The following is a 16,096-nucleotide window of genomic DNA, read 5'->3' as shown; positions in this document are numbered from 1 at the left end:
AAAAGGTAACCATTCTTTATCAAAAAATAATTTTTTTCGAAATACATGAAATTTAAAAATAGGCGTAATACAAAATAAATCTGTACTTTTGTATTCCAAATACCATTTGGACAAACACTATGAGTCAAAAAATCTTATTGAACTCAAAAGAGATCGGAATTATTCTGCATCGATTGGCATGTCAGCTTATCGAAAACCACCTCGATTTTTCAAATACAGTATTGGTAGGAATTCAGCCAAGAGGAATTTATCTAGCAGAACGCTTAGCGCGAATTTTACGTGATGAATACGAGGTAAGCGACATTCAACTAGGATATTTGGACATTACTTTTTTTCGTGACGATTTCCGCCGCAGCGAGAAAATTCTAGAAGCCAATAAAACAAATATCAACTTTGTCGTAGAAAACAAAAAAGTCGTTTTCATTGACGATGTGTTGTACACAGGCAGAAGCATTCGTGCAGCACTGACGGCAATTCAGTCGTTTGGTCGTCCAGAAGAAATTGAATTATTGGTGTTGATCGACAGACGTTTTAGCAGACATTTGCCAATTCAGCCTAACTATCGCGGACGCCAAGTAGACGCCATCAATGAAGAAAAAGTAAAAGTAAATTGGAAAGAAAATGATGGGGAAGACATGATATATCTAATTAATCAAGAAAAAGACAAGTAGAAATGAGTGAATTAAGTGTCAACCACTTGCTAGGAATCAAATATCTCAACGAAGAAGATATACAACTCATTTTTGAAACGGCAGATCAATTTAAAGAAGTGATCAACCGTCCTATAAAAAAAGTACCTTCTTTGCGCGACATTACGATTGCAAATTTATTTTTTGAAAATAGTACACGCACAAAACTTTCGTTCGAATTGGCGGAAAAGCGTCTATCTGCGGATGTTATCAACTTTTCGGCATCACAATCATCCGTAAAAAAAGGAGAAACGCTGATTGATACAGTAAACAATATTTTGTCCATGAAAGTGGATATGGTCGTTATGCGACATCCCAATCCAGGTGCAGGTGTTTTTCTCTCTAAAAATGTAAGCGCAAGTATTATAAATGCTGGCGATGGCGCACACGAACATCCAACACAAGCTTTGTTAGATTCATACTCCATTCGTGAAAAATTAGGCGATGTCGCAGGAAAAAATGTGGTAATAGTCGGCGATATTTTACACAGTAGAGTGGCGCTGTCCAACATATTTGCACTCAAATTACAAGGCGCCAATGTCAAAGTTTGCGGACCAAAAACCTTATTGCCAACGTATATTGAAAGTTTAGGCGTTGAAGTAGAAACCAACTTACGAAAAGCACTCGAATGGTGCGATGTTGCCAACATGTTACGTGTACAAAACGAACGTATGGACATCAGTTATTTTCCGTCTACGCGAGAATATGCGCAGCAATACGGAGTTACCAAAGCGTTGCTAGATTCGCTCGACAAAGAAATTGTAATCATGCACCCAGGACCGATCAATCGTGGTGTAGAAATTACCAGTGATGTTGCCGATTCCAAACAATCCATCATCTTAAATCAGGTGGAAAACGGTGTGGCAGTGCGTATGGCGGTCATTTATCTTCTGGCGTCAAAAATAAAGCAATAGACCAACTTCAATTTTGGTTTACTTTTTTAAAATAAATTTTAACGTATTTTAAAAATACAATTCTGCACTAAATTTTGTAACTTGTATATACATCTTTTAGAATTCAGCCTAAAAACCCTCTAAACTTTTAACCTATGATTTTAGATAAACAAGAGAATATTCTCATCATCACACAGGAATCATCCAATATAATTGAACTTGTGCAAAAAATTGAAGCACGTTATGACGAAGTGCAACACGATAACATCATTGTCAATCTATTCTCGTTTGGAAATTTAACCAAAACCAATCTAGGAGAATTTTTAAAACTTTCCAAAACACATCGTGCTGCAAAACATTCATTTGTTATTGTCACGAATAAAATAAGTACCGACGAACTGCCAGAAGGCATCATGACGGTACCAACACTCCAAGAAGCATTTGATATTATAGAAATGGAAGAAATAGAACGCGATTTAGGCTTCTAGCTTTCAATAAAAAATAAAACGTATACGTGTGAAATTAACCATACTCGGCTGTTACGCCGCTACACCAACCAAAAATACCAATCCAACAGCACAAATATTAGAAATCAGAAATCATATCTTTTTGATTGATTGTGGCGAAGGAACACAAGTACAATTACGCCGCAGCAAAGTGAAATTTGCACGAGTCAAGCACATTTTTATCTCGCACTTACATGGCGATCATTTTTATGGATTGATCGGATTAATTTCAACCTTCATGTTGTTGGGCAGAAATGCAGACTTACATATTTACGGTCCAAAAGGTTTAAAAGAACTAACGCTTTTACAACTCAAATTGACAAAATCGTGGACGAGTTACAAACTGTGTTTTCACGAATTGGAAAGCGACCAACCTGAAGTGTTATTTGAAGACGACAAAGTTACGGTAACAACGATTCCATTAAGTCATCGTGTATACGCGAACGGTTTTCTATTCATGGAAAAAGAAAAAGAGCGCAAGCTCAATATCAATGCGGTTTTAAACTATGAAATTGACAAATGTTACTATCAAAATATCAAAAAAGGGAGAGACATTACGTTAGATTCTGGCGAAGTTATCCCTAACGAAAAACTAACGTTTGATCCGCCAAAACCAAAAGGATATGCATTTTGTAGTGACACGGTGTATTTTCCACAAATCGTACATCAAATCAAAAACGTCACAGTTTTATACCACGAAGCTACTTTTTTAGATAAACATGAAAATTTAGCCGAAAAAACCAAGCATACAACCGCAAAACAAGCCGCCATGATTGCCAAAGCTGCTGAAGTTAAACAATTAATATTAGGTCATTTTTCCACACGATATGATGGTTTTGACGAATTTAAAGAAGAAGCCAAAGCAGTGTTTGAAAATGTGGTGTTGGCAGATGATGGTAAGGTTTTTGAGTTAGATTAATTCATGAAAACAATGCACCAAACCAAAACGAATTTTCCAGCAATCAAAGCTATTGTATTCCTGTCACTTATCTGTGTGTTTTTTGTCAATTGTACCCAAGAAGAAAAACCGAAAGAAGCACTTACTGTAAAGGTGTTGATCAAAATAATTGAAGATAATATTAACAAAGATTTTGAAAAAGCAACGCTATATTCCAATCAATTAATTAGCTATGCCTTGGCGCAGAAAGATAGCCTTACCATTGCAAAAGCGTACTTGCAAAAAGGAATCATTCTCACTAAAAAAGGAAATTATCAAACGGCCATTGATACCTTGAAAAAAGGAGCAACATTCATAGAAAACAAAGAAGTTCCTGAGAAGAATCTGTTCCTATTACGTATCGGAAATGCATACGTTTTAGACGAAAAAGATGAAGTTGCTTTGACATATTATTCGCGCGTGTACGAAGATGCACTTTTAAACAATAAAAAAAAGGATTTGCTCAAGGCAACGATCAATATTGCTAAAATCAAGCGCAATGCAGGAAATCATGAAGAAGCATTAGAAAGTTACAAATTACTATACAAACAAGCAGTAAGATTAAATGAAAAAAAAACCGTCATTGCTAGAAGTTTAATGGGAATTTGTGGCAGCTATTTAACCTTACAACAGCCAGATTCTGCCTTATATTACGGACAAAAAGGGTATAAAATAAGTGGAGAAATTGACGATAAAGTTGGCATGAGTTATTTTGATGTGGACTTTGGAATTGCCTATTATTTAAAAGACAATTACAAAAAATCGTTGTCGTATCTCAACAAAGCAAAAAATTATATTGAAAGTATAGAAAATCAGAAAAGATTGGCAGAAACACTCTTTTATATGGGCGCGTGTCAATATCGTTTGAAAAATTACGAAACTGCAATAGCATATTTCAAAGACGTTATTTTGGTGGCAAATCAGTCTGAAAAAGTTGGGAATACGGAATTCAAACCGTTGCAACTCATTAATACATACGATTTTTTATCGAAAAGTTACATTGCTTTGGGCGATGCAGAAGAATCTCGCTTCTACGAAACAGCTCGGAATGACATGGAGCAAATTACGGACAAAGAAAACAATCGCATCAATACCAAATTACTCAAAAATGAATTGCGCATTCGCGATACAGTTATTGCCAACATTCACAAAACAACCAATCGGTATAAACTATTTCTCATATTTGCGGGCGTTGTATGTGTAGCGAGTATTTTCTTGGTGATGTATTACCGAAGAAAAGCGAAAACCAATCGTGAAAACTTTGAAAAACTCATCACGCAACAAGAAAAGGAACTTCCAACACCGAAAAAAATCACGATTACTGATGAAAAAGTAGCGTTAGTGCTCAAATATTTGGACAAAGTAGAAGCGCAAACCTATTACACGGATGTCAATTGTTCGTTGGCAAATTTGGCAAAAAAAGTGAAAACAAATCCGACGTATCTCACCAAAATTTTAAAAGAAGAAAAAGGAAAAACGTTCTATCAATATCTCAATGAGCTTCGAATTAAGTATGCTTTATCACGACTCAAAACTGACAGTCAATTTCGAAAATACGCCATCAAACACATTGCATTGGAAGTTGGTTATAAAAGTCCAGAGTCGTTTGCTAAACACTTTAAAAAGGCGACAGGGATCAATCCGTCATATTACATCAAAGAATTAGAAAAGCATCTTCAAACCTAGATTTTTAAAGCATTTTTTTCTTTTTATACTGCCTTAAATTAGATGATTTAAGGTGTGTAGAAATCAGTAAACAAATAAGAATCAATAGCTTTAAAAAGAATTAATAATTAACATTTACAAGTATGAAAAAACACAAACCACGCAGTTTACGATTTACAAAATTTTCTATTGCTAATATTCAAGAATTAAAAAAGAAAGCCATAAATGGAGGTACAGAACCCGTTTCAGAGCTCAATCCGCCTATGCAGATGACTCAAATGCCAGACGAGCAAACAGTGTGTTATGCAATACAATAGTGATGTATATTTTACTAGCATAAATTATCTAATTTAGGGAATCATGAGTTGAATCTGAATGCCATCCTTTCTAAATTTGTTGCTCAATCGATTGAAAAGGTATTGCCGAAAACCTATAAAAATGGAGGCATTTTAAAATTTTAAATCATGAAAAAAGCACAAAAAGTAAGACTAGTATTGAATAAAAAGAATATTTCTTCTTTCAGATTAAACCAGATTGTTGGTGGAGGTGAAACGTATCCTTGCCCACACACAATTGGGCAAGTTTGTACATCTACATTGCCAGGAACTATATTAGGTTGTAACGATGGGCCAAGCGAATTTGGCGCCGGTGGATGTACATTTGAGCAAGAAAAGTAAAACAACAAGTATTGTTGAAAAGAAAGGGGATGACTTCGGTTGTCCCTTTTTTTATGCTTCAAACTTGTTAAGTAAATTGATGAAAACTTAATACAAAAGCATTTACTTTTTACTTCTCCAAACGGATGAAAAGCTGTAAATTGCAGTATAAAGAATTGAAGAAAAAGAAGTGAACGCAAACGCATGAAACAAGATTTAAGTGATTACAGAAAATCCTACGAAAAAAGTGAACTGTTAGAAGAAAACTGCGTGGAAAATCCGATAGAGATGTTTCGCAATTGGTTTTTAGAAGTAGAACGATCGGAAACAGTCGCAGAAGTCAATGCGGTGACATTAAGCACCATTGGCAAGGACGGCTTTCCAAAAAGTAGAGTGGTTTTACTAAAACAATACACCTTTGAAGGATTTATATTTTATTCCAATTACGAAAGTGAAAAAGGGTTGGCAATGGCAGCAAATCCAAATGTATGTCTTTCGTTTTTTTGGCCTGCGATGGAGCGACAAATTATCATCAAAGGAAACGTAGAAAAAATTGCAGAAAATCTCTCGGATGGCTACTTTGAATCGCGCCCACGCGGAAGTCAATTAGGAGCTTTGGTATCTGATCAAAGTACTGTAATTCCATCACGTGCGTATTTAGAACAAAAATTAAAAGATTTAGAAAACGCCTACGAAGGCAAAGAAATTGAACGTCCATCACATTGGGGCGGATATATGGTAAAACCTCAAGAAATAGAATTTTGGCAAGGAAGAGCCAACCGTTTGCATGATCGAATGCGCTACCAATTGCAAACCGACTATTCTTGGAAACTGGATCGTTTGGCGCCTTAATCAAAAAACAAACACATTGAAAACGTTACTCATCGTCCGACACGCAAAATCATCTTGGGAATATCCTGTAGATGATAAAGATCGTCCGCTCAAATTACGCGGCATCAAAGATGCACATTTGGTGGCAAATTATATTTCAGACAAAATTGACACTCCTGATATTATATTTTCTAGTATCGCCAATCGTGCGTTGCATACTTGTGCCATATTTACACGCTGTTTGGAATATCCGTTTAACAAAATTAGCATCAAAGAAAATATGTATGATTTTGGCGGCTCAGGATTGTTGGCAACCATAAAATCTTGTGATGATGAAGTAGATACATTGATGGTTTTTGGGCACAATCACGCAATTACAGCAGTTGTAAACACCTATGGAAGCCAATATTTTGACAATGTACCGACAAGTGGCGCCGTAGTAATTCAATTTGATACGGATTCTTGGCATGATATCAATGAAGGTAAAACGATATTAAACGTATTTCCTAAAGACTTAAAATGATGCAGCGTACTAAAAACAAATACATCAATAGAGAAATAAGTTGGCTTCAGTTCAACGGACGTGTGTTGCAGGAAGCTGCTGATAAAACGGTTCCATTAATTGAACGTTTGCGTTTCATCGGAATCTTCTCTAATAACTTGGATGAATTTTTCAAAGTGCGCTATGCAACGGTAAAACGGATCGCGCAAGCTGGAAAAGGAGGAAGAAGTGTATTAGGTGGAACCAAGGCGAAAGATTTGTTGGAGCAAATCACCAAAATCGTGATCAAGCAGCAGACGGAAAGTTTGCGCATTCTAAACGAAGTGCAAAAAGCCTTGGAAAAAGAAAACATATTCATCATCAACGAACAAAAAGTGTCGCCAAGTCAAAGTGCGTACATTGAAAAATATTTCATTGAAAAAGTAAGTCCTGCATTAGTAACGATCATTTTAGACGATATTGATGAAATGCCAGCGTTGAAAGACAAAGCAGCGTATTTGGCAATTCGCATGGTGATGAAAGAACAAACCAAAAACACCAAAAAAGTAACGCGTTTTTTCAAGCCGAAAGTAAATAAGATCAAATATGCACTGATTGAAATTCCGAAAATGATTGATCGTTTTATCGTATTGCCAAGTGAAGGTGAAAAAAAATTCATCATCATTTTAGACGATCTTATTCGACATTCGTTGAGTAATATTTTTACGATTTTTGAATACGAAAGTTTATCTGCACATATGATTAAAATTACACGTGATGCAGAATTGGACATTGACAACGATTTGACAAAAAGTTTCATCCAAAAAATATCTACCAGTGTAAAAGGCAGAAAAAGTGGAACGCCTGTGCGATTTGTGTACGATAAAACGATTGAAAAAGACACGTTTGAGTATCTCATTGAAAAAATGGGCATTGACGATATAGACAGTTTAATTCCTGGTGGACGCTATCACAATCGTAAAGATTACATGTCGTTTCCAAGTTTAGGACGCCAAGATTTACTCTACAAACCCTATCCGCCATTGCCTGTAAAAGGCTTGAGTATGGAAGGAAGTCTCTTTGAGAAAATTGCTGAAAAAGATTACCTACAATACGCACCATATCATACGTTTGCGTATGTTGTGCGGTTTTTGCGGGAAGCTGCGTTAGATCCGAAAGTAGAAAATATAAAAATTACCGTATACCGTTTGGCAAAAATTTCACATGTAGCGAGTTCGTTAGTAAACGCCGTAAAAAATGGTAAAAAAGTGACGGTCCAAATTGAATTGCAAGCACGTTTTGATGAAGCTGCCAATATTAAATATGCAGAACAAATGCAGAGTGAAGGCGTTCATTTAATCTTTGGTGTGCAAGGTTTAAAAGTGCATAGCAAAACCTGTGTTATTGAGCGAAGAGAACAGAATAAAATCGTTCGGTATGGTTTTGTTAGTACTGGAAATGTAAACGAATCCACTGCGAAAATTTACACAGATTACACACTCTTTACATCCGATCAAAATGTATTGAAAGAAGTTTCTAAAGTATTCGATTTCTTTGAAACAAATTACAAAGTAGCCAAATATAGACACTTAATCGTATCGCCACATTACACCAGAAATGCATTCAACAAACTGATCAATACAGAAATAAAAAATGCGAAAGAAGGAAAAGAAGCGTACATCAAAATAAAAGTCAACAGTTTGTCAGATTACAAGATGATAGACAAATTGTATGATGCCAGTAGAGCAGGTGTAAAAATTCAGCTCATTGTGCGTGGAATTTGCTGTTTAATTCCTGGAGTTGCTGGGATGAGTGAAAATATTGAAGGCATAAGTATTGTAGACAAGTTTTTAGAACACCCAAGAATGTTTATCTTTGGGAATAATGGTGATCCGAAAATTTATATTTCTTCTGCCGATTGGATGACGCGAAATATAGACAAAAGGGTAGAAGTAACCTGCCCGATATACGATGAAGATATCAAAAAAGAATTGCTAGATACGTTCAATATTGGCTGGAGCGATAATGTAAAAGCACGTGTATTCTCTGAAAAACAAGACAATGCCTATCGTACCAATCAATTGATCAAAGTACGTTCACAATTTGCTACGTATGATTACTATTTAGAAAAAATGTCAAATTAATACAAAAAAGAATCCATTTTGAGAATTAGAAAATTTGCTGCCATTGATATTGGATCGAATGCTATACGGTTGTTAGTTGCAAATGTGATTGAAGAGGAAAATAAAGAACCGAAATTCAAAAAAAGTTCGTTGGTGCGTGTGCCAATTCGTTTGGGACAAGACGTATTTACGAACGGAGAAATATCAAAAACGAACATAGATCGTATGACCAATGCGATGAAATCCTATCGTTTGTTGATGGATGTTCATGGCGTGGAAATGTATATGGCATGTGCGACTTCCGCAATGCGTGATGCTAAAAATGGTGCAGCAGTTGTAGAAAAAATCAAGAAAAAAGCGAATATTAATATTGAGATTATTGATGGAAAACGCGAAGCGGAAATCATCGCGTCCACCGATCTTCACGATGTTATTGCCAAAGAAAAAGACTATCTCTATGTAGATGTTGGTGGCGGAAGTACTGAGTTGACGATTTTCTCAAATGGAAAAATAAAAACCTCGCGTTCTTTCAAAATCGGAACCGTACGTTTGTTGAACGAAATGATTACAGATGACAATTGGAATGCTGTTGAAAAATGGATCAAGCGCAATACAAAAGGGTTAAAACGCTTGTCACTCATTGGTTCAGGGGGAAATATCAACAAGCTCTACAAAATGTCAGGAACGCCAATTGGTGAACCGTTGTCGTATATCTATTTGAATGCGCAATATCAATTCTTGCAAAGTCTTACGTATGAGCAACGTATTTCTGAATTAGGATTGAATCCGGATAGAGCCGATGTCATTATTCCTGCGACTCAAATTTATCTCTCTGCTTGCAAATGGAGTGGCGCACAAAAAATATATGTGCCTAAAATTGGACTTGCAGATGGTATTATAAAGACATTATTCTTCGAAACATCGAAAAAACAGAAAAACGGAACGAATATTTTGAGTTTTTGAAAAAGTGATACCTACATTTAGCAAATAACTCAAAACCAACAGATTCTTGCCAAAAAAGAATCTATACAACTAAATAAAATACGCACTAATGAAAAAAATCATACTTCTTTCGTTCTTACTAGGTTCATTTATGGCTTTTTCACAAGAAACAGAAAAAGTTGAAGAAGAAATGGACGAATCAACATACGTAAGTGGCGATACCGAAACACGTTATGGATTCAAAGCGGGAATCAATCTTTCTAACTATAGTGGAACCAATTTAGAAGACATTCAAGAAGGTTTGAACGATTCAAGAATTGGATTTGTTGCCGGATTCTTTTTAGATATGCACGTTGCTGGAAAATTACGCTTTCAGCCAGAATTGTTGTATTCTTCGCAAGGAGCAAAAGAAGAAGCATTACGCGCCGATTATTTGCAAGTGCCATTAATGCTAAAATATGAATTAACAAATTTCTTAAACATTCAAGTTGGACCTCAAATTGGAGTGAAAATTCACGAATTTGAAGATAGTTTTAAAAACTTTGACTTTGGAGTCAATGGTGGAATCGGAGTTACTATTTTAGAAAATGTAGCTATTGAAGCACGTTATAATTTAGGTTTGGCAGACATGTTTGACGAAGATCGAGCGCCAAACTTTGAAGGGAAAAATGCAGTCATTCAAATTGGGTTAACGTATAGACTCTAGACTCGCTAACGCTGCTAGATCGTTATTGCTGTTAGATTTTTAGACACGCTTCGCTTATAGACTATTAGAATTATAATTTAAAAATACATCAAGTTAAACTTGATTCAGTTTCACATCATACAACATACAAAAGGTTAAACTGAATTGCTCAATTTGACCTTTTTTATTTTCTAAGAGCGCTTACACTGTGCTTGCCGAAGTGAAGCGATTCAAACTATTCTCGATACAATTTTCTTCATTCTATTCAGAAAATCACTCGAATTGACGTATGTGTATTGGTATAATACCAACATACTAAGAACATCAGCGATCTAAGAGATTCCTGCCTCGCAGGAACAAGTCTAAGAATCTAAAGGCAAAGCCGTTTCTAAAAATCTAAATCTTCACAAACTTCTTCACTGCTGTTTTTCCTTGCTGTTGAATCTTTATAAAATATACGCCGGCTTTTAATTGCGAAACATCCAAAGATGCTTGCGTCATAGAACGTTCAGAAACAGCGACATTTCCAACAAGGTTATAAATTGAATAACTCGTTTTAGAATTCGCAGCAATTCCTGTCATGAATATCTCTTTTTGCGCAGGATTCGGATACACTTTTATATTATTTGAAAATACTTCATTGTCTTTAGTGGATAAAATTTGTCTTCCATATACTAGTTTTTCTCCTAGTAAATCGATCATGGTCAAGGTTTCATTTGGAAGATCAATAGTGTAGTCAAATGTACTTGTAGGGTTATTATTCAAAATGCTGAAATACATAAATTCATATGCATCTTGAGCATTAGTATTACAAAAAACGAGTGTAGACGAAAATTCACTTATGGTTATTGTTGTACTATTAGGTAATTCATAATGCAAAAAGAAAGAGTTGCAGACTCCACTACCATCACCATTAAAATCAAACGGGTTTGGAGTAAGGTTAGAAAAAATAATAGAAGGATTTGCACCATCACTAGGTGGATACATAATAGTTCCATTAGATTCTATATAATGTAAAAACCATTGTCCTAAAAGGTTTGGATCGTCTTGTGCTTGTGTAGTATGACTAGCAAATACGGCTAAAAGTAAAATGTAAAGTTTTTTCATAGTAAGTAGTTTTAATTACGATAAAACTACAACAAAGGTTATTATCCATGAAAAATTCTAACCTATTATTCCCAAATTACTAGTCAGAATTTATAAATCACGAACAAAAAACACGCTACATACAATCAATATATAGCATTTTTGGTAGAAATGTAAAACGCAAAGCGAATCTAACCCAATGTGTCCATTTGAAAATTCTTTAATTTGAAAATAAAGTTTCAAAGAAAACGCGAACATTGTATGAAAGAATCTATTATCTAACAGGTGAAGCGAGTCTTATTCAATGTGTCAATTTGAAAATTCTTTAATTTGAAAATAAAGTTTCAAAGAAAACTCAAACATTGTATGAAAGAGTCTAATATCTATCAGCGAAACGAGTCTTATTCAATGTGTCCATTTGAAAATTCTTTAATTTGAAAATGAAGTTTCAAAGAAAACGCGAACATTGTATGAAAGAATCTAATATCTATCAGCGGAGCGAGTCTTATTCAATGTGTCCATTTGAAAATTCTTCAATTTGAAAATGAAGTTTCAAAGAAAATCCAAAGATTGTAAGAAAGAGTCTAACATCTATCAGCGAAGCGAGTCTTATTCAATGTGTCCATTTGAAAATTCTTCAATTTGAAAATGAAGTTTCAAAGAAAACGCGAACATTGTATGAAAGAGTCTAACATCTATCAGCGAAGCGAGTTTTATTCAATGTGTCCATTTGAAAATTCTTTAATTTGAAAATAAAGTTTCAAAGAAAACGCGAACATTGTATGAAAGAATCTAATATCTATTAGCGGAGCGAGTCTTATTCAATGTGTCCATTTGAAAATTCTTCAATTTGAAAATGAAGTTTCAAAGAAAACGCGAACATTGTATGAAAGAATCTAATATCTATCAGCGGAGCGAGTCTTATTCAATGTGTCAATTTGAAAATTCTTTAATTTGAAAATGAAGTTTCAAAGAAAACGCGAACATTGTATGAAAGAGTCTAACATCTATCAGCGAAGCGAGTCTTATTCAATGTGTCCATTTGAAAATTCTTTAATTTGAAAATAAAGTTTCAAAGAAAACGCGAACATTGTATGAAAGAATCTATTATCTAACAGGTGAAGCGAGTCTTATTCAATGTGTCAATTTGAAAATTCTTCAATTTGAAAATGAAGTTTCAAAGAAAACTCAAAGATTGTATGAAAGAGTCTAACAATCTAACAGGCGAAGCGAGTCTTATTCAATGTGTCAATTTGAAAATTCTTTAATTTGAAAATGAAGTTTCAAAGAAAACGCGAACATTGTATGAAAGAATCTAATATCTATCAGCGGAGCGGTCTAATATCTAATAGCGATAGCGGTCTTAAAATCTAATAGCGATAGCGATCTAAAAATCTAATAGCAAAGCGAGTCTAATCAGCCATGCATTGTTTCTTTCGTTCCCAAATCGCGCATAATTTCTGCTTCAAAATCAAGCAACGCTTGCCATTTTGTATCCACTTCTGTACGATCACCATATTCTCTAGCAAAACCTAAAAACATCGTATAATGATTGGCTTCACTAACCATTAAGTTCTTATAAAAAGTTGCCAATTCAGGATCGTTGATATGTTCAGACAATAACTTAAAACGTTCGCAACTTCTGGCTTCAATCAACGCAGCATACAACAATCGGTGTACGAGTTGCGTGGTTCTGCTGCCACCTTTTGGGAAAAATTGCACCAATCTATTTACATATTCGTCCTTTCGATCACGTCCCAATGTCCAACCTCTAGCTAAAATGCGATCATGCACCATTTTAAAATGACTCATTTCTTCTTTCACCAAGGCAATCATTGCGTTAATCAATTCAGGATACTCTGGAAAACTTACAATCAAAGAAATCGCGGTACTTGCCGCCTTCTGTTCACAAAACGCATGATCTGTCAAAATTTCTTCAATATTCTTTTCTGCAATGTTCACCCAACGTGGATCAGTTGGCAATTTGAGTCCTAACATCATTTATTTATTAAATTTCTAAGTCAAAATCCTTTCGCAGCTTTTCTACGAGCGGATTGATTTCTTTCAATTTCTCATACTTATCACGCGCGGTAAACGCATATTTTTTCTCCGCCTTTTCATTTACGAGAATCTCTAGTGATACGTCATAATTATTCAATTGTGCACGTACAAATTCCAGCAATGGATATTGTGCGCGTTCAATTTCAATTTTCATGGTTTCATTAGGCAATTCAATAGAAATGGTCGTGGCATCTTTCAATTTTGGAACATCGGTTGACAGAGAAGAAGCCATAATTTTTTCTCCTTTCCGATCAATCTTATTCACATACGCATTCCAAACTTCCACCATTTTTTCTTCTGTAAATGCATCTTTTGGCAATTCCTTCTGATCTACAACTTTACTTTGTTGTTTTTTTAGGTGTTCTTGCTTTGCTTTGATACTTGATAGCGACAAACCAGAAACCTTGTTGCGCATCATGGAAATGTCAATCTTGGGTTTAGGCGGCGGTGTTGCTGCTTTTTTCACTTCCGTAGATGGCTTCTCTGCTTCGTTTGCTGCGGAATTGGAATGTATTTCCTCTGTAGATTTCGTTTGTGGCGAGGTATTGGCTTCGGTAACGTTGGCAATTGGGTTTACTTTTTTGCCATGTGCCAAGAAAAAAGTAGCCGGAATTATGAAGTGCTTGCTATTTTTTTTTTCTCCATCATAATTGATAGAGGCAAGTTGCATGAGACACAATTCGACCAACAGTCGCTGGTTTCGACTCGTTTTATATTTTAAATCAGAATCATTTGCCAATTCAATTCCTTTCATGAGAAATTGTTGTGACGTTTTTTGCGATTGTTCCAAATATTTCTGTTTCGTCTGATCGCCAACTTCCAGCAAAGCAATTGTAGCTTGATTTTTGCAGACTAATAAATCTCTAAAATGTGAAGCAATTCCAGCAATAAAATGATGTCCGTCAAAGCCTTTGGATAAGGTTTCGTTAAAATCTATCAATAACTGTGGAATGTTATTTTCTAACATCAGGTCAGTTGCAGTAAAGTAAATTTCGTAATCGAGAACGTTCAAGTTTTCCGTGACCGCTTGTCGCGTTAACTGTTTTCCTGAAAAACTTACCACTCTGTCAAAAATAGACAACGCATCACGCATGGCACCATCTGCCTTTTGGGCAATAATATGTAAAGCGTCATCATCTGCTTCAACTCCTTGACTTTTAGCAATATATTTTAAATATTCTTTTGCATCTTTGACACCAATTCGTTTAAAATCAAAAATTTGACATCGTGATAAAATCGTTGGAATAATTTTGTGTTTTTCGGTCGTAGCCAGAATAAAAATGGCGTGTTTTGGCGGTTCTTCTAAGGTTTTCAAAAACGCATTAAAAGCTGCTTGCGACAACATGTGTACCTCATCAATAATATACACTTTATAGCTTCCCACTTGCGGTGGAATGCGCACTTGTTCAATCAAACTTCGAATATCGTCTACCGAATTATTAGAAGCAGCATCGAGTTCAAAAATATTAAAGGCAAAGTCTTCATCAGGATTTTCTGTACCATCTTGATTGATCTTTTTCGCTAAGATTCGCGCACAGGTTGTTTTTCCAACTCCTCGCGGTCCACAAAATAGTAAGGCTTGTGCTAAATGATTCCGTTGTATGGCATTTTCCAACGTATTTGTAATCGCTTGTTGACCAACAACATCTTTAAATGTTTGCGGTCTGTATTTACGAGCTGATACAATGAAATGTTCCATAAAAATAGGGTAATCTTATAGGGACAAATATACTAATACATATCTAATCAAACCTAGCAAATGAGGAGTTAGTTGTTTCTTTTTATCAACAGTTTTTGATCAAATTTCATAGAAAAGATATTTTTAGCAACATACGTCTTATTTTCAAACAAAGCAGTACTTTTGTCGGCAAGCAGGCTACCTTATCGCCGTGTGCCGAACTTGTTTCGGCATCTTCTCAAAATATCGAGAGATAAAATGAAAAGATCCCAAATCAAGTTTGGGACAAGGAGGAAAGTCCGAACACCATAGTGCAATTGTAGCGGATAACATCCGTCCGTCGTAAGGCGAGGACAAGTGCAGCAGAAAGAATGTACAGGTAATGCTGTAGTGAAATCAGGTAAACTCTACGAGGTGCAATGCCATGTAAATGAGCGATGAGAACGGCACGTTCGATGCTCAAGGGTAGGCAGATAAAAGTTATTGGTAACAGTAATTTTAGATAAATGATAAGGCTCGACAGGATTCGGCTTACAGCCTGCTTTTTAATGAAACTCAACTTTAAAAAACTTGAAAAGTGCATTTAAAGTTGTTAGTTGAATTATTCCGTCGCAGGACGGAATCTTCCCCATGATAAATCATTTTTTATTGAGGATTCTATTTTTTGTTTGAAGAACTATTTTTCAAAAGCGCAATGCGCGAATTGAAAATTGTTAGTTGAATTAATGCCGTCGCAGGACGGTATCTTTCCCCATGATAAATCGATTATTTTTAAGGATTCGCTTTTTTCTTTGAATGAATATTTTTCAAAAGCGCATAGCGCGAATTGAAAATTGTTAGTTGAATTATTCCGTCGCAGGACG

General features: G+C 35.4%; 15 protein-coding genes and 1 other RNA gene. 13 read left to right on the top strand and 3 right to left on the bottom strand.

Annotated elements, in window-relative coordinates; genetic code table 11:
- Nucleotides 1-119: 119 nt before the first annotated feature.
- The 12 genes from pyrR to KORDIASMS9_RS20705 all read left to right on the top strand — a co-directional run bounded on the left by pyrR (nt 120) and on the right by KORDIASMS9_RS20705 (nt 10,429).
- Nucleotides 120-671 carry a bifunctional pyr operon transcriptional regulator/uracil phosphoribosyltransferase PyrR gene (pyrR, locus tag KORDIASMS9_RS20755; RefSeq protein ID WP_114904696.1) on the top strand — a complete coding sequence of 184 codons (552 nt, stop codon included), beginning with the start codon at nt 120-122 and terminating at the stop codon, nt 669-671.
- 2 nt (nt 672-673) lie between these two features.
- Complete coding sequence (locus tag KORDIASMS9_RS20750; RefSeq protein WP_114904695.1) at nt 674-1,603, top strand: aspartate carbamoyltransferase catalytic subunit; 930 nt, start codon at nt 674-676, stop codon at nt 1,601-1,603.
- Nucleotides 1,604-1,737: 134 nt separating this feature from the next.
- Nucleotides 1,738-2,070 carry a ribonuclease Z gene (locus KORDIASMS9_RS20745; RefSeq protein ID WP_114904694.1) on the top strand — a complete coding sequence of 111 codons (333 nt, stop codon included), beginning with the start codon at nt 1,738-1,740 and terminating at the stop codon, nt 2,068-2,070.
- A 28-nt stretch (nt 2,071-2,098) separates the two neighbouring features.
- Nucleotides 2,099-3,007, top strand: coding sequence for a ribonuclease Z (locus KORDIASMS9_RS20740; RefSeq protein WP_114904693.1), 909 nt, complete (start codon nt 2,099-2,101; stop codon nt 3,005-3,007).
- Between the two features lie 3 nt (nt 3,008-3,010).
- Nucleotides 3,011-4,711 carry a helix-turn-helix domain-containing protein gene (locus KORDIASMS9_RS20735; protein WP_114904692.1) on the top strand — a complete coding sequence of 567 codons (1,701 nt, stop codon included), beginning with the start codon at nt 3,011-3,013 and terminating at the stop codon, nt 4,709-4,711.
- A gap of 122 nt (nt 4,712-4,833) precedes the next feature.
- The gene (locus tag KORDIASMS9_RS23500; RefSeq protein ID WP_162820087.1) at nt 4,834-5,007 is read left to right on the top strand and encodes a hypothetical protein; all 174 of its coding nucleotides are present in this window, start codon (nt 4,834-4,836) and stop codon (nt 5,005-5,007) included.
- Between the two features lie 147 nt (nt 5,008-5,154).
- Nucleotides 5,155-5,367, top strand: a complete 213-nt coding sequence (locus tag KORDIASMS9_RS20730; RefSeq protein ID WP_114904691.1) for a hypothetical protein — start codon at nt 5,155-5,157, stop codon at nt 5,365-5,367.
- A gap of 183 nt (nt 5,368-5,550) precedes the next feature.
- Nucleotides 5,551-6,198 carry a pyridoxamine 5'-phosphate oxidase gene (pdxH, locus tag KORDIASMS9_RS20725; protein WP_114904690.1) on the top strand — a complete coding sequence of 216 codons (648 nt, stop codon included), beginning with the start codon at nt 5,551-5,553 and terminating at the stop codon, nt 6,196-6,198.
- A gap of 16 nt (nt 6,199-6,214) precedes the next feature.
- Entirely contained in the window at nt 6,215-6,700 is a 486-nt protein-coding gene (locus tag KORDIASMS9_RS20720) for a histidine phosphatase family protein (protein WP_114904689.1), read from the top strand.
- On the top strand, nt 6,700-8,802 hold the full coding sequence (gene ppk1 / locus KORDIASMS9_RS20715; protein ID WP_114905310.1) for a polyphosphate kinase 1: 2,103 nt from the start codon (nt 6,700-6,702) through the stop codon (nt 8,800-8,802). The genes KORDIASMS9_RS20720 and ppk1 overlap by 1 nt, the downstream gene beginning before the upstream one ends.
- 15 nt (nt 8,803-8,817) lie before the next feature.
- Nucleotides 8,818-9,744: a Ppx/GppA phosphatase family protein gene (locus tag KORDIASMS9_RS20710; RefSeq protein ID WP_114904688.1), complete on the top strand. Its 927-nt coding sequence runs from the start codon at nt 8,818-8,820 to the stop codon at nt 9,742-9,744.
- Between the two features lie 88 nt (nt 9,745-9,832).
- Entirely contained in the window at nt 9,833-10,429 is a 597-nt protein-coding gene (locus tag KORDIASMS9_RS20705; protein ID WP_114904687.1) for a porin family protein, read from the top strand.
- A gap of 375 nt (nt 10,430-10,804) precedes the next feature.
- Here KORDIASMS9_RS20705 and KORDIASMS9_RS20700 read toward each other — a convergent pair whose 3' ends face one another.
- The 3 genes from KORDIASMS9_RS20700 to KORDIASMS9_RS20690 all read right to left on the bottom strand — a co-directional run bounded on the left by KORDIASMS9_RS20700 (nt 10,805) and on the right by KORDIASMS9_RS20690 (nt 15,254).
- On the bottom strand, nt 10,805-11,515 hold the full coding sequence (locus tag KORDIASMS9_RS20700; protein WP_114904686.1) for a T9SS type A sorting domain-containing protein: 711 nt from the start codon (nt 11,513-11,515) through the stop codon (nt 10,805-10,807).
- A gap of 1,395 nt (nt 11,516-12,910) precedes the next feature.
- Complete coding sequence (locus KORDIASMS9_RS20695; protein ID WP_114904685.1) at nt 12,911-13,492, bottom strand: tRNA-(ms[2]io[6]A)-hydroxylase; 582 nt, start codon at nt 13,490-13,492, stop codon at nt 12,911-12,913.
- A 10-nt stretch (nt 13,493-13,502) separates the two neighbouring features.
- A complete protein-coding gene (locus KORDIASMS9_RS20690) occupies nt 13,503-15,254 on the bottom strand; it encodes a DNA polymerase III subunit gamma/tau (RefSeq protein ID WP_114904684.1) in 1,752 nt (583 codons plus the stop codon).
- A 169-nt stretch (nt 15,255-15,423) separates the two neighbouring features.
- Between KORDIASMS9_RS20690 and rnpB the strand changes: the two genes are divergently transcribed.
- Nucleotides 15,424-15,782: RNase P RNA component class A (gene rnpB / locus KORDIASMS9_RS20685), an RNA gene on the top strand.
- Nucleotides 15,783-16,096: the final 314 nt, after the last annotated feature.

This window comes from Kordia sp. SMS9 (assembly GCF_003352465.1).
In the GTDB taxonomy this organism is placed as follows: Bacteria; Bacteroidota; Bacteroidia; order Flavobacteriales; family Flavobacteriaceae; genus Kordia.
The sequence above is the reverse complement of the archived record's forward strand: the minus strand, read 5'-3'. Positions and strand labels throughout refer to the sequence as shown.